At 64.1% G+C, this 18,248-nt stretch carries 18 protein-coding genes; 5 read left to right on the forward strand and 13 right to left on the reverse strand.

Going from position 1 to position 18,248, the window contains the following annotated elements:
* The coding region (gene hutU, locus AC4CS3_RS15405) for a urocanate hydratase (protein WP_490784195.1) at nt 1–1,342 on the reverse strand (1,342 nt) is incomplete at its 3' end.
* A gap of 296 nt (nt 1,343–1,638) precedes the next feature.
* Nucleotides 1,639–2,442, reverse strand: coding sequence for an IclR family transcriptional regulator (locus tag AC4CS3_RS15410; RefSeq protein ID WP_490784196.1), 804 nt, complete (start codon nt 2,440–2,442; stop codon nt 1,639–1,641).
* Between the two features lie 298 nt (nt 2,443–2,740).
* Between AC4CS3_RS15410 and AC4CS3_RS15415 the strand changes: the two genes are divergently transcribed.
* Both AC4CS3_RS15415 and AC4CS3_RS15420 read left to right on the forward strand, forming a co-directional pair.
* Entirely contained in the window at nt 2,741–4,213 is a 1,473-nt protein-coding gene (locus AC4CS3_RS15415; RefSeq protein WP_490784197.1) for an amino acid permease, read from the forward strand.
* A 70-nt stretch (nt 4,214–4,283) separates the two neighbouring features.
* Nucleotides 4,284–4,919, forward strand: a complete 636-nt coding sequence (locus AC4CS3_RS15420) for a LysE family translocator (protein ID WP_441413882.1) — start codon at nt 4,284–4,286, stop codon at nt 4,917–4,919.
* A gap of 27 nt (nt 4,920–4,946) precedes the next feature.
* On the opposite strand, the gene AC4CS3_RS15425 is transcribed toward AC4CS3_RS15420, so the two are convergent.
* Nucleotides 4,947–5,612: a hypothetical protein gene (locus AC4CS3_RS15425; protein ID WP_490784198.1), complete on the reverse strand. Its 666-nt coding sequence runs from the start codon at nt 5,610–5,612 to the stop codon at nt 4,947–4,949.
* 287 nt (nt 5,613–5,899) lie between these two features.
* Here AC4CS3_RS15425 and AC4CS3_RS15430 point away from each other — a divergent pair, with 287 nt between their 5' ends.
* A complete protein-coding gene (locus AC4CS3_RS15430; protein ID WP_490784199.1) occupies nt 5,900–6,151 on the forward strand; it encodes a hypothetical protein in 252 nt (83 codons plus the stop codon).
* A gap of 2 nt (nt 6,152–6,153) precedes the next feature.
* Nucleotides 6,154–6,384: a helix-turn-helix domain-containing protein gene (locus tag AC4CS3_RS15435; RefSeq protein ID WP_490784337.1), complete on the forward strand. Its 231-nt coding sequence runs from the start codon at nt 6,154–6,156 to the stop codon at nt 6,382–6,384.
* Here the strand turns inward: AC4CS3_RS15435 and AC4CS3_RS15440 are convergent.
* The 8 genes from AC4CS3_RS15440 to AC4CS3_RS15475 all read right to left on the reverse strand — a co-directional run bounded on the left by AC4CS3_RS15440 (nt 6,362) and on the right by AC4CS3_RS15475 (nt 15,611).
* Nucleotides 6,362–7,372 carry a LacI family DNA-binding transcriptional regulator gene (locus AC4CS3_RS15440; RefSeq protein WP_490784200.1) on the reverse strand — a complete coding sequence of 337 codons (1,011 nt, stop codon included), beginning with the start codon at nt 7,370–7,372 and terminating at the stop codon, nt 6,362–6,364. The two genes, AC4CS3_RS15435 and AC4CS3_RS15440, sit on opposite strands and share 23 nt — an antisense overlap.
* Nucleotides 7,373–7,493: 121 nt before the next feature.
* Nucleotides 7,494–8,399, reverse strand: coding sequence for a carbohydrate ABC transporter permease (locus tag AC4CS3_RS15445; protein ID WP_234754003.1), 906 nt, complete (start codon nt 8,397–8,399; stop codon nt 7,494–7,496).
* Nucleotides 8,396–9,277, reverse strand: coding sequence for a carbohydrate ABC transporter permease (locus AC4CS3_RS15450; protein WP_490784201.1), 882 nt, complete (start codon nt 9,275–9,277; stop codon nt 8,396–8,398). The genes AC4CS3_RS15445 and AC4CS3_RS15450 overlap by 4 nt, the downstream gene beginning before the upstream one ends.
* 46 nt (nt 9,278–9,323) lie before the next feature.
* Complete coding sequence (locus AC4CS3_RS15455; protein WP_490784202.1) at nt 9,324–10,658, reverse strand: ABC transporter substrate-binding protein; 1,335 nt, start codon at nt 10,656–10,658, stop codon at nt 9,324–9,326.
* A 45-nt stretch (nt 10,659–10,703) separates the two neighbouring features.
* Nucleotides 10,704–12,140 (reverse strand): glycoside hydrolase, encoded by a 1,437-nt coding sequence (locus tag AC4CS3_RS15460; RefSeq protein WP_490784203.1) that lies wholly within the window; start codon nt 12,138–12,140, stop codon nt 10,704–10,706.
* A 163-nt stretch (nt 12,141–12,303) separates the two neighbouring features.
* A complete protein-coding gene (locus AC4CS3_RS15465) occupies nt 12,304–13,446 on the reverse strand; it encodes a GGDEF domain-containing protein (RefSeq protein WP_490784204.1) in 1,143 nt (380 codons plus the stop codon).
* 45 nt (nt 13,447–13,491) lie between these two features.
* Nucleotides 13,492–14,235 (reverse strand): 3-hydroxybutyrate dehydrogenase, encoded by a 744-nt coding sequence (locus AC4CS3_RS15470; RefSeq protein ID WP_490784205.1) that lies wholly within the window; start codon nt 14,233–14,235, stop codon nt 13,492–13,494.
* Entirely contained in the window at nt 14,232–15,611 is a 1,380-nt protein-coding gene (locus tag AC4CS3_RS15475) for an MFS transporter (protein ID WP_490784206.1), read from the reverse strand. Before AC4CS3_RS15475 ends, AC4CS3_RS15470 begins: the two co-directional genes overlap by 4 nt.
* 129 nt (nt 15,612–15,740) lie before the next feature.
* Between AC4CS3_RS15475 and AC4CS3_RS15480 the strand changes: the two genes are divergently transcribed.
* Entirely contained in the window at nt 15,741–16,637 is an 897-nt protein-coding gene (locus AC4CS3_RS15480) for a LysR family transcriptional regulator (protein WP_490784207.1), read from the forward strand.
* Nucleotides 16,638–16,758: 121 nt separating this feature from the next.
* Here the strand turns inward: AC4CS3_RS15480 and AC4CS3_RS15485 are convergent, their stop codons facing one another.
* A complete protein-coding gene (locus AC4CS3_RS15485) occupies nt 16,759–17,649 on the reverse strand; it encodes a spermidine synthase (RefSeq protein WP_490784208.1) in 891 nt (296 codons plus the stop codon).
* A 90-nt stretch (nt 17,650–17,739) separates the two neighbouring features.
* Entirely contained in the window at nt 17,740–18,243 is a 504-nt protein-coding gene (locus AC4CS3_RS15490; protein ID WP_490784209.1) for a GNAT family N-acetyltransferase, read from the reverse strand.
* Between the last annotated feature and the right edge of the window lie 5 nt (nt 18,244–18,248).

Consider the following 18,248-nt stretch of genomic DNA (forward strand, 5'->3'; position numbering starts at 1 on the left):
CTTCGGCGACGAGCTGGTTGAAGAGCAGCCCGGCCTTGGCGCGTTCGCCGTAGCCGAGCCAGCAGATCCTCGCGGGGAGGCCTTCGAACTCGACGCGTTCGGCGGCGGCGTCGAGCCATTTGTGCAGGTGGGTGTTCTCCGGGAAGAGTTCCTTGATGGCCTTGTCGGTCACGGCGATGTCTTCGGGGTCACCGGAGAGCGCGACCCAGCGGAACGGGCCCAGGCCCTCGCAGAACAGGGGCCGGATGTAGGCCGGGACGAAGCCGGGGAACTCGAACGCCCGGTCGTAGCCGCCCTTGCGGGCTTCGTCGCGGATCGAGTTGCCGTAGTCGAAGACCTCGGCCCCGGCGTCCTGGAACCCGACCATGGCCTGGACGTGCTTGGCCATGGAGGCCTGGGCCTTCTTCGTGAAGCCTTCCGGGTCGGCCTCGGCCTCGGTGTGCCACTCGGCCACGGTGATGCCTTCGGGCAGGTAGGAGAGCGGGTCGTGCGCGGACGTCTGGTCGGTCACGACGTCGATGCTGATCTCGCCTGCCTTGTGGCGGGCCAGCAGCTCCGGGAAGACTTCGGCGGCGTTGCCGACGTAGCCCACGGACCAGCCGCGGCGCTCGTCCTTGGCTTTCTGGACTTTGGCGATGGCGGTGTCCAGGTCGGTTTCGACTTCGTCCAGGTAGCGTTTGCCGACGCGGCGGCGCAGCCGGGACTCGTCGACGTCCACGATCAGGCAGGCCCCGTCGTTCAGGGTCACGGCCAAAGGCTGGGCCCCGCCCATGCCCCCGCACCCGCCGGTCAGGGTCAGGGTCCCGGCCAACGGGCCCTCCGTGGAGGAAGTACCGGAGGGGACGCGGCCTTCGGCGCGGAGTTTGTTCCCGACGGCGGCGAAGGTCTCGTACGTGCCCTGCAGGATGCCCTGGGTGCCGATGTAGATCCAGGACCCGGCGGTCATCTGCCCGTACATCATCAGGCCTTCGGCCTCGAGGCGGCGGAACTCGGGCCACGTCGCCCAGTCACCTACCAGGTTCGAGTTCGCCAGCAACACCCGCGGCGCCCACTCGTTCGTGCGGAACACCCCGACGGGCTTGCCGGACTGCACCAGCAGGGTCTCGTCCTTCTCCATGGTCTCCAGGGTCCGGGTGATCGCGTCGAACGCGGCCCAGGACCGGGCGGCCCGGCCCGTGCCGCCGTACACGACCAGGTCATCCGGGCGCTCGGCAACCTCCGGATCCAGGTTGTTCATCAACATCCGCAACGGCGCCTCGGTCTGCCAGCTCTTCGCGGTCAGCTCCGTGCCGCGCGCGGCCTTGACCGGACGAGCTCCGGTAGTGAAATCGGCGGGTGCCATGATGACTCCTTCGTCTCTGGAAGTTGTTAGGTGGAAGTGCTTCTGTATCCAGTAGAGCCCCTCCGCAAGGGTCTTGGAATGGCTTTATGGAGGGTGCTGTCCGGAATACCAGACTCAACTGCCACGCAGTTGTTGTCGTTATGAACGCCCAAAACGACTGTGAGGGCCCACGCCGCCAGGGTTCCCTGGCCGTGGGGCCCCACCGGCGAGGGTCCCGGCCTGAGCTTGCGAAGGCTGGGAGCCGGTGGGGACTTGCGAGGTGAGGGTGGCGGTGGGGATCAGTTGGGCGGGGCGGGCTAGGACGGGCGGCCGTGGATGCGGATCGACAGTTCGTCCGCTGTTTTCTGGATTCGGGCGGCCAGGGCGGGCCATTCCTCAGCCGGCACCCGGTCCTCGAGGAATGTCACGGCGACTGCCGCCGTCGGCCATCCCAAATGGTCGGTGACGGCGGCGGCCACAGAACCGAAGCCGGGCGTGACTTCGCCGTGTTCGGTGGCGTAGCCGCGCTGCCGGACCTGGTCCAAGTGCGAGGACAAGGCCGAGTACTTCATGATGGGCGATTCCATCTCGTGCCGGGCCGTAAAGGCTGCGGCATTCGGGTACAGGGCCCTGACTTGCGATTTCGGCAGTGCGGCCAGGATCGCTCGCCCGCTGGCGGTGAGGTGGCTGGGAAGCCGGACCCCGACGTCGGTCACGAGGGACGGGCGATTCTTGGCCCGCTCCTCCACTATGTAGAGCACATCGCGGCCGTGCAGGACGGCCAAGTGCGCGCTCTCGCCGATCGCATCCACAAGGGCGGCCAGCATGGGGCGGCCGAGCCGCGACAAGGGCTCTTGCCGCGAATATGCGGAACTGAGTTCAAAGGCACTGATGCCCAGCCCGTAGCGCTGCTCCTCATGAAGGTGCAGGACGAAGCCGTTGGCCTCCATGACGCCAAGCAGGTGATAGACACTGGACCGGGGCAGGCCCAGCGCCGTGGCGATGTTGGACGCTGCCATCGGGCCACGCCGGGAAGCGAGCAACTTCAGGATGCGCAGGGTATTCTCGGCGGCCGGGACTTTGGAAGCGGCCCGGCCTTGAGTGGACGGCTGTGTGGTCATGGCTCCTCTTCGAGTGCACGGTAGTGCCCGGCTCACCCCTTCGGGCACAAGGCGGCAAGGCGGGTGTCCGGGATCCCGTACTTAAGCGTGCGCCCCATGGAGCGGACCCGAAAGCCAATCAGAACATTAAGCTGTCTGGAATACCAGACATTTGCGTCTAAGGCGCCTGGTCATCAACCACTCAACAGCGAAGCGTCTGAGAACCGAGACAACGATGTGCCGTGAGACCCATCACAGCCCACTCCGGAATGTTCTGCTGGTTAACAGCCCCCCCTCCCAATGACGAGAAGGTATTCGCATGCAGCAAGCCCCAACCGCCGTCAGAACGCCGGCCGCCAAAGTCGTCGAAGGCGCGGTAACCACCGTTCTCAGCCGCGGCCTCAATGTCCGCCACATCCGCTTCATGGCCCTCGGATCGGCCATCGGGACAGGTCTCTTCTACGGTTCCGCGTCTGCCATCCAAAAGGCCGGCCCGTCGGTTCTATTCGCCTACATGATCGGTGGCGCCGCCGTCTTCATGGTGATGCGTGCCCTTGGCGAAATGGCCGTCCGCCACCCCGTCTCCGGCTCGTTCGGCCAGTACGCCAGCCGCTACCTCGGACCGCTGGCCGGGTTCATCACCGGGTGGACCTACGTCTTCGAAATGGCCATCGTGGCGATCGCGGACGTGACGGCGTTCAGTATCTACATGGGCTTCTGGTTCCCGCAGGTGGACCGATGGATCTGGGTCCTGGCGATCATCCTCCTACTTGGCGCCATGAACCTCCTGAGCGTGAAGGTCTTCGGCGAGCTTGAGTTTTGGTTCTCGCTCATCAAGGTCGTGGCCATCATCGCCATGATTGCGGGCGGCGCTGCGATCATCGTGTTCGGCTTCCACTCCGGCAATGGCGGCGCGGCACCGGGGCTGGGGAACCTCGTTGACCATGGCGGCCTGTTCCCGAACGGTTTCGGCGGGCTCTTGGCCTCGTTCGCCGTCGTCATGTTCGCCTTCGGCGGGATCGAAACGATCGGCATCACTGCGGGCGAAGCCGCCGACCCCAAGAAGGTCATTCCACAGGCCGTCAACACCGTCCCGGTGCGTGTATTGCTGTTCTACGTCCTGACGCTCGGCGTGCTCATGAGCTTGTTCCCCTGGAATGAAATCGGGAACAACGGCAGCCCGTTTGTGCAGATCTTCAGCGGCCTCGGCATCCCCGCGGCGCCCCACATCCTCAATGCCGTGGTCATCACTTCTGCGCTGTCAGCCATCAATAGCGATATTTTCGGCGCCGGACGCATCCTTTTCGGGCTTTCCCAGCAAGGACATGCTCCGAAGAGCTTTGGCAAGATCTCAAGGCACGGTGTTCCCTGGATGACTGTGGTCCTCATGGGCGGCATCCTGCTGGTGGGCGTGGTGCTCAACGCGGTGATTCCCGAGGACGTGTTCCTCGTGATCGCTTCCATCGCCACCTTCGCGACGGTGTGGGTGTGGGTCATGATCCTCGCCTCCCACGTCGCCATGAAGCGCGAGATCAAGCGCAAGGGGCTCCCGGCGTCGGAATTCGCATCGCCATGGTGGCCTGCGGCATCCGTGCTGACCATCGCCTTCATGGCCCTTGTGATCGTCATCCTTGGCGTCTTCGAGGACACCCGCGTGGCTTTGTACGTGGGCGCCGTGTGGCTCGGACTGCTGGTGCTGGCCTACAAGCTGTGGGTCCGCGGCGGCGGGCGCGTTCGTGCGGATCTCATTGACGAAACAGCCTCGATCCCCGTGATCGCCCAGCGGCACTAGCGGACACTGCCCGACGGCGGCTGCCCCCCTAGCCATCGACCGTCACCGCCGGCCAGCGCTATCATCAGGCATGGTTCCGTTCACCAACCTCCTGGCGTTTGCGCTGGCCGCACTGGTCCTCATCGCCATCCCCGGTCCCAGCGTCCTGTTCGTGATTGGACGCTCCCTCGCCCTCGGCCGCAAAGGCGGACTCCTGAGCGTGCTCGGAAACGCGCTTGGCATGGTTCCGCAGATCATCGCTGTGGCGCTCGGGCTTGGTGCGGTCCTGGCGCAATCGATCGTGCTGTTCACCATCATCAAGTTCGGTGGCGCGGCGTACCTGGTCTATCTCGGGGTGCAGGCGATCCGCCACCGCGGCGGGCGTTCGACGGCGGCTGGCCCCGCACCGTCGCGGTCCATGTGGCGGCTCATCCGCGAGGGTTTTGTCGTCGGTGCCAGCAACCCGAAATCGATCGTGTTCTTCGTGGCCGTGCTGCCCCAGTTCGTGGAATATTCGAGCGGCAGCATTCCGCTTCAGCTCGCCGAACTCGGAAGTGTTTTCCTGGTGATCGCCCTGATCTCCGACAGTATCTGGGCCCTCGCAGCGGGCACGGCACGCCACTGGTTTGCCCGCTCCCCGCGGCGGATCTCCACCCTCGGTGCCACGGGCGGGGTCATGATGATCGGGCTCGGCGGAACCTTGGCGCTTACAGGCACCAAGTCTTAGCGCCTAGGACCAGATGCACCTGCGGACTCAGCCGGCAGGAAGCCAATCCACGTGCGAGTCCGAGTCGTAGACCCGGCAAACCCGCACGCTGTCCTGGGCAGGACCATCGACAAGCTTGAGGGTGATCTTCATGAGGATGTCGTACGACGCCAGACCGGAGGCCGCAGTTGACTGCACGGGGTTCCCGGAGAAGGCCATGGAGACCACAGTGAATGGCCGGGGCACCACCGTTCCGGTCACAATTGAGGAGTGCGCCGCATCGCTTTGCAGCCGCGCCGTGCAGCTGTCCTTGATGCGTTGGATCCCGGCCGCGTCAAGGCCCTGCGCTCCAGGAGCAGGCGCCGCGGGGGCCGGAGCTGGCACGGCTGGCGCCGGCACAGGGGCATCGGGCTTGGCACTGCTCGCCGGGGCAGGGACGGGGGCCTGACTTGAAGGCGCGGAGCTGGCGGAAGCGCTGGATGAAGCAGCGCTGGCGGAAGCGCTGGCGGCTGGCGCTGAAGCGGTGGCACTCGGCGTCGTTGCCGGTGTCCTGGTGGCACCGGGTGCAGAAGCCGCTGCACTGACAATGGCCGACGGCGCGGCGCCGGCAATCGAGTTTGATGATGTCTGCGTGGCGTTGAGGGTGATCGCCCCGGCCAGCCCGACCGCCACCACCCCCGCAACGACAATTCCTGCTTTTGCCGCTCGTTGCATTGTTCCCCCTCCCAGACCTGACGGAACATTTGCTTTGAGCGTATGGACTGTTCGCCCGGCCTGGCATGCGTAACCCCTACCCGTCTTTTGCCCGGACTACTCGGGTCACCACTTGCTTGCGCTGGGGTGCTTGTCCGAGTAGTGGTCCAAGTGACGTGAGTGGCCCATGTGCCATAACGGGTGCAAGTCACTCATGTGTTGCGTGTGGTCGGCGCCTACCGTTGGAAGATCGCGACTGCAAAGGAGTGATTCCGATGTTCGATCCTTACTCAAGGCACGCTGCTCGGATGCGCAAGCAGCGCCGCCATGCGCTGGCTTTGCGACTTTGCCAGATATTTTCGCGGGCATCCAAACAGGCCAAAACGACTGTCTCCCCTTTCAAGGTGGGAGACTACGTGGCTGGAGACGATCCCTTCAACGGGTCCAAGGAAGGCGTGGTGGTCGTCATCAAAGGCCCATCGATTGGCTTGAGAACCGTCGTGCCAACGGGTGGCACCCTGGTCTACTACGACTACCGCCAATTGCGGAGGCCGTGGTGAATATGTCCGCCGCCGGCATTCCAGGCGACCGGTTCATGACAATCGCCGAGGTTGCCCAGGCGCTGCGGGTATCCAGAATGACCGTTTACCGCCTCGTGAACTCGCACGCCATCCACGCGGTGCGGTTCGGGCGGTCATACCGCGTTCCGGAGTCGGCGGTGGAGTCCTACATTGAGCATTCCGCCGTTGACGAGGCTGAGCAGAATCCCCCTAAGGCAGCCGGGGAGCCGTGAGGGTAATCGGTCCAACGGAATCACGCTCCACCGGCGGGCATTCAAGCTTAACCACCGGGCTCCCCGCCGGTTCGTCGACGCCGAGAAGCAAGCGCACACCCGCTGCGCCGAGCTCGTAGTGCGGCAGCGCGACGGTGGACAGCGGTGGCCGCATGTGGGCGGCGATGACTTCCTGGTTGTCGAAACCCACCACGGCCATGTCATCGGGAATAGACAACCCCTGCTGCTTCAGCCCGTCGTAGAGACCCATCGCCATGCGGTCGTTGTAGCAAAAGACTGCCGTGACGTCGCGTTTGAGGAGTTCCTCGACTGCTCCGTAGCCGCCTTCCTGGTCAGGATAGGCGTCGAACACGAGGTGCGGATCGAATCCGATTCCCGCGGATTCGAGCGCTTCCCGGTAGCCCTGGAGGCGTCCGTCCTTCGCCGGTGCAGGAATCGTGGCGTTGATGAAGGCGATCCGCCGGTGACCCTTGCGAAGGAGGATGTCGGTGGCCTCCCGTCCGCCATGGACTTCATCCGGGACCACGGCCAAGGCGTCGGAGTCCGGGGAGAAGCAGTTCACCAGTACGAAGTCTGTCTCTTGCAACGCTTCGGGGATCTCCGTTGGGCGGTGGAACCAGGTGGAGTACAGGATGCCGCGAACCTTGTGTTCGAGCATCATCGAGATGGCGTCTTTTTCGACAGGCTCGTCGCCCTCGGTGTTGGCGACCAGGAGCACGAATCCGTGTTTCCATGCTTCGTCCTGGGCGCCGTGGATGATTTGCCCCGCGAAGGGAGTCGTGGCGATCGCGTCTGCGACGAGGCCAATGAACCGTGAACTGCCGCTCACGAGGTTCTTCGCGAGGGCGTTCGGGCGGTATCCCAGTTCGCGGATGGTGTCCAGGACGCGCTTGCGGGTCCCGGCGCCGATCCTGGCGTCTTTCTTGTTGTTGACAACCAGGGAAACCGTAGCAACGGAGACTCCAGCCCCTTCCGCCACGTCCCGCATCGTGACCGGATGACTCGTCCTCGGAGTCGCCGGTGGATGCGAGGGGTTAACCTCGGGTTCTCTCAAGCTTTTTTCAGACGTCATTGGCCCTCCCCTCACAGTCTATCCAGTGGCCTCGTCCTCACCCCTTCGTCGCCCCGCTCTCGAGGCCTTGGATCATCGCCTTGTTGAGGACAAGGAACACGAGCAGCAAAGGGGTGATGGTGATGCAGACAGCGGCGAACGTCGCGGTCCAGTCGACCTTGCCCATTGCGCCGATGTAGTTCTGCAGCCCCAGAGGGATGGTCTTGAGCCCTTCGGAAAGCACGAAGGTGTTCGCGAAGATGAAGTCGTTCCAGATGAAGATGCTGTTCACCAGGACCACTGTCACTACCGTGTTGGTGGAGAGCGGAAGGGTGATGAGTCCGAAGATCCGGTACGGTCCGGCGCCGTCCAGGGAGGCTGCCTCATAGGTCTCGCGGGGAATGTATTCAAAGAATGACGAGAAGAGGTAGATCGACATGGGAAGGGCGAACCCCGCCAAGGGGATGATCATCGATTGGTAGGTGTCCAGCAGGTTCACGGACGAGTAGTCGATGAACAGCGGCACCAGCGCGATCTGCACCGGCACGATGATGCCGATCAGGAAGAGGCCCCGGACGAATTTGCTGAACCGGAATCCGAGGACCTGCAACGCATACGCTGCCATCATGCCCAGCAGGACGATCAGGAGGTTGGCACCCATCGTGACGATGAAACTGTTCAGGATGTTCTGGCCGAGGTTGCCGGTCTGGAAAGCGCGGGCGTAGTTGTCGAAGCTGATGGAACTCGGCAGCGCGAAGGGATCACCCGTGGCGAAGTCGTGCTCGTTGCGCAGGCTCGTGAGGAACAGCCAGGCGAGGGGGTAGACCTGCACGACGACGATGAGGACGATCAGCACCCTCGACAAGCTTCGGAAGACGTTCGGCTTGCGCCGCCGACGTCGGGGAGCCGGGCTGCTTGGCGGTGCAGGGATCGGCCGGGTAACCGGGGCTGTTTGCGCGGTCATGCGTCAGCCTTTCGTTTGAGCATGAGCAAGATGAATCCGACGGCGACGAGGCACTCGACCACGATGAACACCGAGATGGTGCTGGCGTAGCCGAAGTCGGTGCTGGTGAACGCGGTTTTGTACATGTAGGTCGTCAGGAGCTCCGAGGACTGGCCGGGGCCGCCGTTCGTCATGAGGTAAGGGATATCGAATCCACGCAGGCCGTAGGTCGTGGCCATGATGGTGGTGGTGATCCAGACAGGCCGGATGTAGGGAAAGCGGATTTTGGTGAACATTTGCCATTGGTTGGCGCCGTCCAGGCGTGCTGCTTCTTCAAGTTCCTGCGGGACGGCCAGCAGGGCCGCATAGATGATGAGCATGTACAGGCCCGTGAACCGCCAGCCTTCTGGCGCCGAAACAGCCGCGAGGACAGTATTGACGTCCGAAAGCCAGGGGCGCTCAAGGCTGTCCAGACCGATCCAGCCGAGGACCTGGTTGAGCAGGCCCACCGGATCGATCGAGTAGATGCGCACGAAGAGGAAGGCGATGGCTACCGTCGAGATCACGGCCGGCAGGAGGTAGAGGGTTTTGATGATTCCGGCACCGCGGCGCAGCGAGGTCAGGAGGCTGGCGACGAACAACGCGCCGCCCAATTGGAGGACGAGACAGATGGCGAGGTAGCCGAGGGCGTTGAAGAAGGAACGCCAGAACACGCCGTCGCCGGTGAGCATGTGCACGTAGTTTGCGAAGCCCACGAACTCCATGTCACTGATGCCGTTCCAGGAGAAGAAGCTGAGGAACAGCGATTGCAATATCGGGAACAGCACCGCGACGCCGTAGAGAAGCAGCGGCGGAAGCAGGAAGACCAGGACCGAGAGTCGTGATCGATTGGGAAGCATGGGAGTGCCTTTCGGGTGGGGGGCCTGGGCCCCCCACCGCTGCGTGTTATTTGAAGAACTTGGGAGCGTTCTGTGCGATGGTGCTATCCATCGTGCTGGTGAACTCGGCAGGCTTGACATTGCCCTGGGCCAAGAGCACGAGCTCTTGTTGCAGCCTGCTGTTGGTGGTCGGATCAAGCTGCGTGTCCCACGGCATCGCGAGCTTCGATCCGAGATCCTTCGCCTGGTCGACTGCCTTTTTGTACAGTGGCGTGGCGTTGGCTGGAATCGTCGTCTGGACGTTCGTCGTCGGCGAGAGGGCACCCGTGGCCGCGTATTCCGAGGGGTACTTGGCGAGGGCGAATTTCAGGAAGTCGCTCACCAGCGGGTCGAAGGTCTTCGAGTTGACCGCCATCCCTATACCTGAAGTTGCCACGTACTCGTTGGCGGCCGTGGCGGAACTTGGCGCGGCCGGAAGCGTGAAGTAGTCGACGTCGTTCCGCACCGCCGGATTCAGCTTGTCGGTAGCGAGGCTGGGCAGTTCCCAAGTACCGATGTTGTACATGGCGGCCTTGCCGGAGGTGAAGAGGTTCTGGGCGTCAGAGTAGCCCTGCGAGGAGAAGCCGTCCTGGAAGCAACCGGCCCCTCCGAGCTGGCTTATCCAGTTGACTGTCTTCTGGCCGGTGGCGTCGCTGAACTTCGCGTCACCTTTCTTGAGCTTCTGCACGAAGTCGGGTCCTGCATCGCGGAAGGGCTGGTAGGAGACGTAGCGCTCAAGCGGCCACTGGTCCTGGCCGTCAAGAGCGAGGGGCGTAATGCCGGCCTTGCGCAGGGCGGTGCACATCGCGGGGATATCGTCGAGTGACTTCGGCACTGACACTCCAGCCTGCTGGAAAAGGGCCTTGTTGTACCAAAAGTACTCGAGCTCGAACTGGAACGGGATCATGTAGAGGGATCCGTCGTCGAAACGTTGGTAATTCAGGGCGTTCGTCCGGTAAGTGTCGTAGACACCGAGGTCTTTGAGCAGCTTCTCGGCGTCGACCATCGTGCCCTTCTTGGCGAGTTGCTGGGCGAAGGGGGTAGCGTCCGTGTCGAACAGCTCCGGAAGCTTGTTTGCCGCGGCGAGGGTTTCGTACTTCTGGATGTACGAGGGCCGGTCAGGGGTCGTGATCAGGTTCAGGGAAAAGCCGGGATGGGTCTGGGCATACTCGTCGGCCACCTTTTTCATGACGTTGATGACTGCACCGTCAGCCGGCCGGGACAGAAGCCACGAGATTTGCCGCGGTTTGATGTTTCCGGTGGGGTTGACGTCGGAGGCGCTGCCGGCCCCTCCACCGCCGCAGGCGGAGAGTGCGAGGGCTGCGGCCGCTGCTACGGCGGCCGTTCGTATGAGCTTCTTCATGGGGGAAATCTCCTTTGATTTGAACGGAGGTCTGGCGCTGGGTATTTAGTTGTCTGTGCGCTTACGTATCTCAAGGTCAGTGAGGGTGATGGTGCCTTCACCGGCGAAAACGCCGATCCGGCCGTCCGGCAGCCCGTAGATCCGGGTGCTCAAGGCGACCTGCCGGTCGACGACGGCGACGCAGAGGTCCCCGTCCACGACAACTTCGAGGGTGTGTTCTCCGGGGGCGAGCTCGCAGGGGCGTTCCAGCTCGATCTCGAAGGGGACATCCCCTGAGACGTGCCATTGCGCGTCGCCGTTGATCTGACGGGGCCATCGGTCGAACACCATGCGTCCGCGCTTCGGTTCCAGGCGGATGATGTAGGACTCGTCCCCGTCCGCGCTTGAGCGGAGCAGCAGGCCGCATTCGGTGGTATCGGGTTCTATCTGCAGCACCGCCCGGGCGTAGAACTGCCGCGGGAGGACCTCATCGGACACCAAGGCCGAGTATCCGTCGGGAGCATGCAGCACCTCCGGAAGGGCGCTGCCGAAGGTTACCGGGATCTCGTCCCAGAAGCTCTCGACAAGCTCGTCTGCAAAGGAAAACGCGAGGGTGCCGTCGTCGTTCTGGCGGGCCTCGAGGACGGACATCGTGCCCGCCCACTGCCAGGCGCCGTCGTCGCGGTTGTCCTCCTTGCTGGCGATCCAGCCGAAGAAGAACCGGCGGCCATCCCGCTCGGCCGTCTTCGAGGCATAGAAGGCGCGGCCGTCAACGGTGTCCCGCGCTGGCACGGTCCATGGCCCATCGGGACTTTTCGCCATGCGGTAGCGCGTGGTGAAGGACTCGGAGAATTCCGAATAGACCAGGTACCACCAGTCGCCCCAGGCGAAAACGTCCGGGCATTCGTGCGTGATGTACCGGCGGGGATCCCAGAACGGCCCGGCATGCTCCCAATCCATCAGGTCAGTGGAGAGGCATTGGGCGATCACTCCGCGGCGGCGGTCCGGACCGTCCGCGTGCCGTGCGGCCAGCAGCATCCGCCATAGGCCGCTTGCCTCGTCCTTGAAGACGAACGGATCGCGCCAGTCGCCGGATTCGTAGCCGGCCGGGGCACCGAAGGTCAGTTCCGGATGCCTGACCCAGCTCAGCATCCCGTCCGTGCTCGTGGCGTGCATGACAAGTTGCAGCGGGGCTCCGTCGGATCCGAGGTGCTCCGGATTCTGTCCCGTATAGAACAGGTGGTGTATTCCGGACTCGTCGCAGACAACACTGCCGGTGTAGGCATTGAAGTCCGCCTCGTCCTCCCCGCCATGATGCAGCGACACACCATGATCCTCGAACCGCGTGAGGTCCTTGGTGGTCACGAGGTTCCAGGACGTTCCCGGCTTCGGATCGTTCCGCACCTCGTGCAGATAGAAGAGCCAAAACTCCCCGTCCTTCTGGAACGGGATCACGTCTCCAACCCATCCATCGGTGGGCTGGAAGAAGACTGAGTAAGTCATCAGCGTTGATGTCCATTTCTGCTAAAGCGTTTGATCACTGCAAGCGTAACCGAGGTCACACTTTTGATCAAGCGTTTAAGCAGCCTGTTTTTGCGGACTGATCCGAACGCTGCGGAATCGGCCCGGCGGTGCGGGAGTTAACGCACGACAACTGGGTGCGCAGCTAGGCAGTCGCGCAGACCGCGCGGTTCCGTCCAAGGGACTTGGCCTGGTACAGGGCTTTGTCTGCGGCCACGATCATGTGGGCCACCTCGGCGTTGGCGAGGGTGCTGGGGGCGATGCCATAGCTCACAGTGGGGAAGGTGACACCGTCCGGCGGTTCTGCCGAGGCCAAACGGCGGCTGATTTCGTTGGCAATGATTTCTGCACTCTCGAGATCGGCCCCGGGCAGCAGGATGGTGAATTCCTCTCCGCCATACCTCCCGACAAGGTCTGTGTGGCGGACCGAGGCCTGACACGCCGCGGCGAAGGCCTGGATGGCGGTGTCGCCCGCAGCGTGGCCATGGCTGTCGTTGAGTGATTTGAAATGGTCGAGGTCGGCGAGGATCAACGTGGAGATCGATCCCGCAGAGTGCAGCCTGCCGATCTCCTGGGTGGCCAGCTCCATGAAGGCGGTACGGTTCAGGAGCCCCGTCAGGCCGTCCCGGGTGGCGCGTTCGTTGAGCCCGTTGATGAGCTGCTCGTTACTCAGCGCAGTCATACTGAAGGACACGGTGACAAGAAGGACGATGGTGACCACACTGGTGGTTGCCGAGCTGAGAAAGGTGCCGAAATCCGGACCGTCGGGTCCTTCAACGACATATGCGATCCCGCGGCAGAAGAAGAACGACGCCAGCACTCCTGCGGCGAGAGCCAAGGAGCGATGGGCCTGTGAAACGCCGGGCTTCAACCGCCAGAGTTCAACCGTTGCCAAACCCATGCCCAAGGACATCATGGCCAAATACACCAGGCCGCCGGACCATGCGTTGGTGGCCGGGTTCTCCAGCGTGGCGGCCACAGCCGTGGCGACGGGTCCGGCGAGGAGCTGCCATCGCGGCGTCGGAAGCAAGCGCAGGGAGCGCGAGCCCGCCCACACGCTGAACGCCCCGGCCACCAGCAAAGCGTTGCCGAGTGGCCCCGCCCAGACTTGCTGGGGAGTCCCGGCGAGCAGGTACGCCATGTTCCCCGAGAGCAGGAAAACGAGAGCGAGGCACCACCACCCGCTGTACGAGGAGCGGGTCCGGCGGAACGATCCGAAAAACAGCAGGCAGAGCGTAAAAGCGACAATGCCCAGAGCTATCTTCAGGCTGACCGGATCGAGACCCATATGCGCTCCCCTCGTGGGCACCAGCCTACGACATCGAGGGGTAAGTTAACGGGCGGACCAGCCCCCGTCCATCGTGTAGCTGGCCCCGGTGACCATGCCGGCGTCGTCGGACGCTATCCACGCGGCCAGCGACGCTACTTCCTCCGGCTCCACGAGGCGCTTCACCGCGGACTCCGTCAGCATGACCTTCGCCAGGACTTCCGATTCAGGGATGCCGTGCAGCAGTGCCTGGTCCGCGATCTGCTTCTCGACGAGGGGCGTACGCACGTATCCCGGATTGATGCAGTTGGAAGTGACCCCGTGCTGGCCACCCTCGAGGGCCGTCACTTTGCTGAGCCCCTCGAGCCCGTGCTTGGCCGAGACATACGCGCTCTTGAATGCCGACGCCCGCAGCCCATGGACCGAGGAGATGTTGATGATCCGGCCGAATCCGTTGGCGTACATGTGCGGGAGTGCTGCCCGGATGAGGAGGAAAGGGGCTTCGAGCATAAGGGTCAGGATGCGGCGGAAGTCTGCCGGTTCGAATTCTTCGATGGGGGCAACCTTCTGGATGCCGGCATTGTTCACGAGGATGTCGCACTCCAGGCTGAGTCCCGCCAGGGCCTCAGCGTCGAGCAAGTCGACGGCCCAGGCCGTGCCGCCCAGCTTGTCGGCGAGCGCCGCGGCTCCGGCGGCATCGACGTCGGCCACCACAACTTTCGCGCCGCGCGCGGCGAGGGCCGTGGCACATGCTGCGCCGATGCCGCCCGCCCCGCCGGTGACCAGGGCCTTGCGGCCCTCGAGACTCATGCGCGGGCCGCCATGGGGAGCCCGTGGCGAACGGCGTCGGCGTTGTCAACGTCTTCCAGCGCCACTCCGCGGGTCTCCTTGAGCGTCAAGACGACGACGGCAGTGATGGCGCAGGCGATCACCAGATAGATCGCCGTGGGCATCCAGGAACCGGTGTCCTTGAGCCACTGCGTCGCCAAGAGCGGGGCCAGCGAACCGGCGAAGATCGAGGTGACCTGCGAGCCAAGGGAGACGCCCGAGTAGCGCATCCGGGTGGGGAAGAGCTCGGTCATGATGGCCGGCTGCCCTGCGTACATGAAGGCATGCAAGCAAAGGCCGACGGTCACGGCGGCAACGATTACCACGGGGTTCCTGGTATCGAACATGGGGAAGGCGAAGAACGGCCACGTGGCACCGCTGATGGCACCGATGAGGTAAACCGGCTTGCGTCCCCAGACGTCTGCGAGCCGGCCGAGCTGCGGGATGACCACGAAATGGACAACGTGCGCGATCAGGAGGGCGAGCAGCAAGGAGGAGGTGTCGTACTTGTCCACGCTCTTGAGGTACACGATCGAGAAGCTGACCACGAGGTAGTACATGATGTTCTCCGCGAGCCTCAGTCCCATGGCCTGGAGGATGCCCTTGGGGTACTTGCGGATGACCTCGCCCACGCCGTAACTGATGGCTTGTTCCTTCTCCACCTGGGCCTTCGCCTCAAGGAAGATCGGGGCCTCGGTCACGTGGGTGCGGATGTAGTAGCCCACGAAGACGATCACGGCGGAGAGCCAGAACGCCACACGCCATCCCCAGCTGAGGAATGCTGCGCTGCTGAGGGTGGTGGACATGATGAAGAGGACCAGCGTGGCGAGGAGGTTGCCGACGGGAACCGCGGCCTGCGGCCAGCTTGACCAGAATCCGCGGGACTCCTTGGGGCTGTGTTCTGCCACCAGCAGCACCGCGCCACCCCATTCGCCACCCAGTGCGAAGCCTTGGATGAAGCGGAGCGCCACGAGCATGGCCGGCGCCCAGTAACCGAGGTCGGCGAAGCCGGGGAGGCAACCCATGAGGAAAGTGGACACGCCGACAATCACAATGGTGAGCTGCAGGGTGGGTTTGCGGCCGAGCCTGTCGCCGATCTGGCCGAAGACGATGCCGCCCAAGGGCCGGGCCACGAAGCCCACCGCGTACGTCAGGAACGCCTGGATGATGCCGTCAAGGTCGTTGCCGGTGGGCGGGAAGAAGTACTTGCCGAAAACCAGCGTTGCGGCGGTGGCGTAGAGGAAGAATTCGTACCATTCCACCACCGTGCCCACCATCGAGGCGGCGACGATCTTCTTGAGGCCTGCGCCTTTGCCGGTCGCGGCGGCGCCGGCTGCGGAGCGTTGTCCTACGCTCATGTCCATCTCCTTAGTGTCCACACTGACACGCGTTGTGATCCACAACACGAAATGCTCCAATGAGTATTGCCGCACATTACTGCGGCTTCAATAACCAAAATGGCACTAAGTGTGTGCAGAATTGCAGATATGAATCCGAATCCAGACGATCTCCTGGTCCTTCTCGCGGTGTCGCGCTCAGGTAAGTTCACGACGGCCGCCCAAGCCTTGGGACTGAACCACACCACCGTTTCCCGCAGGATCGCCGCGCTCGAGAAAGCGCTCGGCGGCCGGGTCCTCGCGCGGGCGGCAGGCGGCTGGGAAGTCACGGAGCTCGGAGCCGAGGCGGTGGGCGTGGCAGAGCGGATCGAAGCGGCGGTGGGCACACTGGGACCGGAGGACCGCGCGCCGGACCCGATTGCCGGCGTCGTACGCATGACCGCAACTGACGGTTTCAGCGCGTACATCGCGGCACCGGCCGTGGCGCGCTTGCGGCGATCGCATCCCGGCCTCACCGTGGAGATCATCACCGTGACACGCCGGGCGCTCCAACAGCGTTCCGGCCTGGACCTCGAAGTGGTGGTGGGCGAACCCCAGGTGCACCGGGCCGAGGCTGTGCTGCTGGGCGAGTACATGCTGGGAATGTATGCCTCGCGCGAGTATTTGGCTTTTCACGGCGTACCCGGCACCGTGGAAGAGCTGACGCGGCATCAGCTGGTCTATTTCGTGGACTCCATGCTGCAAGTGGACGACCTCGATGCCCCTCGCCGGCTGGTCCCATCCATGCGCGACGGCTTGAGCTCCACCAACGTCTTCGTCCATGTTGAGGCGACGCGCGCCGGGGCCGGTATCGGCTTCCTGCCGTGCTTCATGGCGGACCGGCACCCGGACCTCGTACGGCTGCTCCCCTCGGATTTCGCGGAGCTACTCCCCTACTGGATGGTCCTGCGGCCCGACTCGATGCGCCGCCCCGCTGTTGCCGCCGTCGTGCACGCCCTGCAAGAGGAGACGGCCGCCCACCGCGAGCTGCTGCTGGCGCGCCGCTGAGCCGCGTCCTTCCCCCGCCGACGCTCGCTCACATATAAGCCCAAACCGGCGGACGCTCGCTCACATATGAGCCCAAACCGGCGGACGCTCGCTCACATATGAGCCCATCGGTGAGTGAAGGTCAGGCGGCCGGCTGCGGGTCGTGCCGGATCTGGGCGCCGACGGCGAATGCCCGGACCTTGGCATCGTTCCAGATATGCGCCGGAACGGCTCCGCCGAGGAGCTTCCGGGCGAGTTGGGGATCGTCGCCGAAGGGCTCGTGGCTGCCGGCCATGATCATGTTCCCGTACCGCCGGCCCTTGAGCATCGCGGGATCGGCAATGATCATCGTGTGCGCGAAGGTGTCTGCGATGGTGGCGGCGTCCTCGCGGGCGTTCTTGAGGTCCGGTGCATCTCCGGAATTCACCACATAGAGCCCGCCCGGAGCCAGCACCCTCTGCGCGTGATCGTTGAATTCGCGGGTCGTGAGCGCCCTCGGAGTAAGGGCGCCGGCAAAGACGTCCCGGATGATGAGGTCCCGGGTGTCCGGAGTGAGGCCTTCCGTGACTTCCCTGGCTTCGCCCACCCGGATCCGAAGCAACGGGGCCTTCGGCAGGTCGAACCAGCCGCGCACGTATTCGGCCAGCTTGCCGTCGAGCTCCACCACCACTTGGCGCGCGTCGGGGTAGGCGGCGTGGAAGTACCGGGCCAGGGAACATGCTCCGCCGCCGAGGTGCAAGGCACGCAGCTTCGGCTTGGACTCGGGCGGCCATCTGGATTCCACCAGGGCCGCAATCCAGCGCATGTACTCGAAGTCCAGGAACAACGGCTCTGCAACATCGATGTGCGAGCTCATGACGCCGTTGATCTTCAGGAGCCAGCCGTTGGAGTTGTCCGGGTCGGCAACGAGTTCGCAGTCGCCTGTGTCGATGTAGTAGACGCCCTCCACGGGACCGTTCGGCTTTGTGCCCGCGGGCACCTCGATGACCCCGGCCGCTTGCCCGGCGCCCCTGCCCTTGCCACGCTTCGCCACTACAGCCGCCCTCTTCCGGTCATGCTTCAACCCTAGTTGACGCCGCAGCCTTGCGGTCAGCCCCCGACGGCGGCGCGCACCATCTTGCGGTCAGCCCCCGACGGCGGCGCGCACCATCCGGATCTCCGGCAGTTCGTGCCACTCCGGCGGCAAAAGCTGACGTGTTCCGTCGGGCCGGAAGCCGTTCTTGCGGTAGAAAGCCTGGGCCCGCGGATTGTCTTCAAGCACCCACAGAAAGGCGGCAGAGTCGCCGATCACGGCGTCGACCAATGCTTGCCCCACGCCCAAACCGTGCACGCGACGAAGGGTGTAGATCACCTGCAGTTGGAGTTCGCAGGGCCGGTCCGCTTCCGGGGCCTCGCGGGCGAAGGCGATGCCCACCAAGGCACCGTCGGCGTCGTGGGCGAGCATCGGCTTGTACGAGCCCGCCAAGGCTTCCCGCTGCCTCTCGATCCGCATGTTGATGGTGGCCTCACGGAGAGCGAAGAACTCCTCGGGCAAGAGGTGCCCGTAGCTTTCCCGCCAGGCAGCCAAGTGCATGCGGGTCAGGGGCTCAACGTCGTCCACCGTTGCCCGGCGGAGGGTAAATTCCATTCGCC

Source organism: Arthrobacter sp. SE2, from assembly GCF_058244265.1.

Excerpts from the sequence above, each read along its gene's own strand:
- AC4CS3_RS15410 (WP_490784196.1), bottom strand. The coding sequence starts at position 2,442 with ATGACCACACAGCCGTCCACTCAAGGCCGGGCCGCTTCCAAAGTCCCG.
- AC4CS3_RS15415 (WP_490784197.1), top strand. The coding sequence starts at position 2,741 with ATGCAGCAAGCCCCAACCGCCGTCAGAACGCCGGCCGCCAAAGTCGTC.
- AC4CS3_RS15420 (WP_441413882.1), top strand. The coding sequence starts at position 4,284 with ATGGTTCCGTTCACCAACCTCCTGGCGTTTGCGCTGGCCGCACTGGTC.
- AC4CS3_RS15425 (WP_490784198.1), bottom strand. The coding sequence starts at position 5,612 with ATGCAACGAGCGGCAAAAGCAGGAATTGTCGTTGCGGGGGTGGTGGCG.
- AC4CS3_RS15430 (WP_490784199.1), top strand. The coding sequence starts at position 5,900 with ATGCGCAAGCAGCGCCGCCATGCGCTGGCTTTGCGACTTTGCCAGATA.
- AC4CS3_RS15435 (WP_490784337.1), top strand. The coding sequence starts at position 6,154 with ATGTCCGCCGCCGGCATTCCAGGCGACCGGTTCATGACAATCGCCGAG.
- AC4CS3_RS15440 (WP_490784200.1), bottom strand. The coding sequence starts at position 7,372 with ATGCGGGACGTGGCGGAAGGGGCTGGAGTCTCCGTTGCTACGGTTTCC.
- AC4CS3_RS15445 (WP_234754003.1), bottom strand. The coding sequence starts at position 8,399 with ATGACCGCGCAAACAGCCCCGGTTACCCGGCCGATCCCTGCACCGCCA.
- AC4CS3_RS15450 (WP_490784201.1), bottom strand. The coding sequence starts at position 9,277 with ATGCTTCCCAATCGATCACGACTCTCGGTCCTGGTCTTCCTGCTTCCG.
- AC4CS3_RS15455 (WP_490784202.1), bottom strand. The coding sequence starts at position 10,658 with ATGAAGAAGCTCATACGAACGGCCGCCGTAGCAGCGGCCGCAGCCCTC.
- AC4CS3_RS15460 (WP_490784203.1), bottom strand. The coding sequence starts at position 12,140 with ATGACTTACTCAGTCTTCTTCCAGCCCACCGATGGATGGGTTGGAGAC.
- AC4CS3_RS15465 (WP_490784204.1), bottom strand. The coding sequence starts at position 13,446 with ATGGGTCTCGATCCGGTCAGCCTGAAGATAGCTCTGGGCATTGTCGCT.
- AC4CS3_RS15470 (WP_490784205.1), bottom strand. The coding sequence starts at position 14,235 with ATGAGTCTCGAGGGCCGCAAGGCCCTGGTCACCGGCGGGGCGGGCGGC.
- AC4CS3_RS15475 (WP_490784206.1), bottom strand. The coding sequence starts at position 15,611 with ATGAGCGTAGGACAACGCTCCGCAGCCGGCGCCGCCGCGACCGGCAAA.
- AC4CS3_RS15480 (WP_490784207.1), top strand. The coding sequence starts at position 15,741 with ATGAATCCGAATCCAGACGATCTCCTGGTCCTTCTCGCGGTGTCGCGC.
- AC4CS3_RS15490 (WP_490784209.1), bottom strand. The coding sequence starts at position 18,243 with ATGGAATTTACCCTCCGCCGGGCAACGGTGGACGACGTTGAGCCCCTG.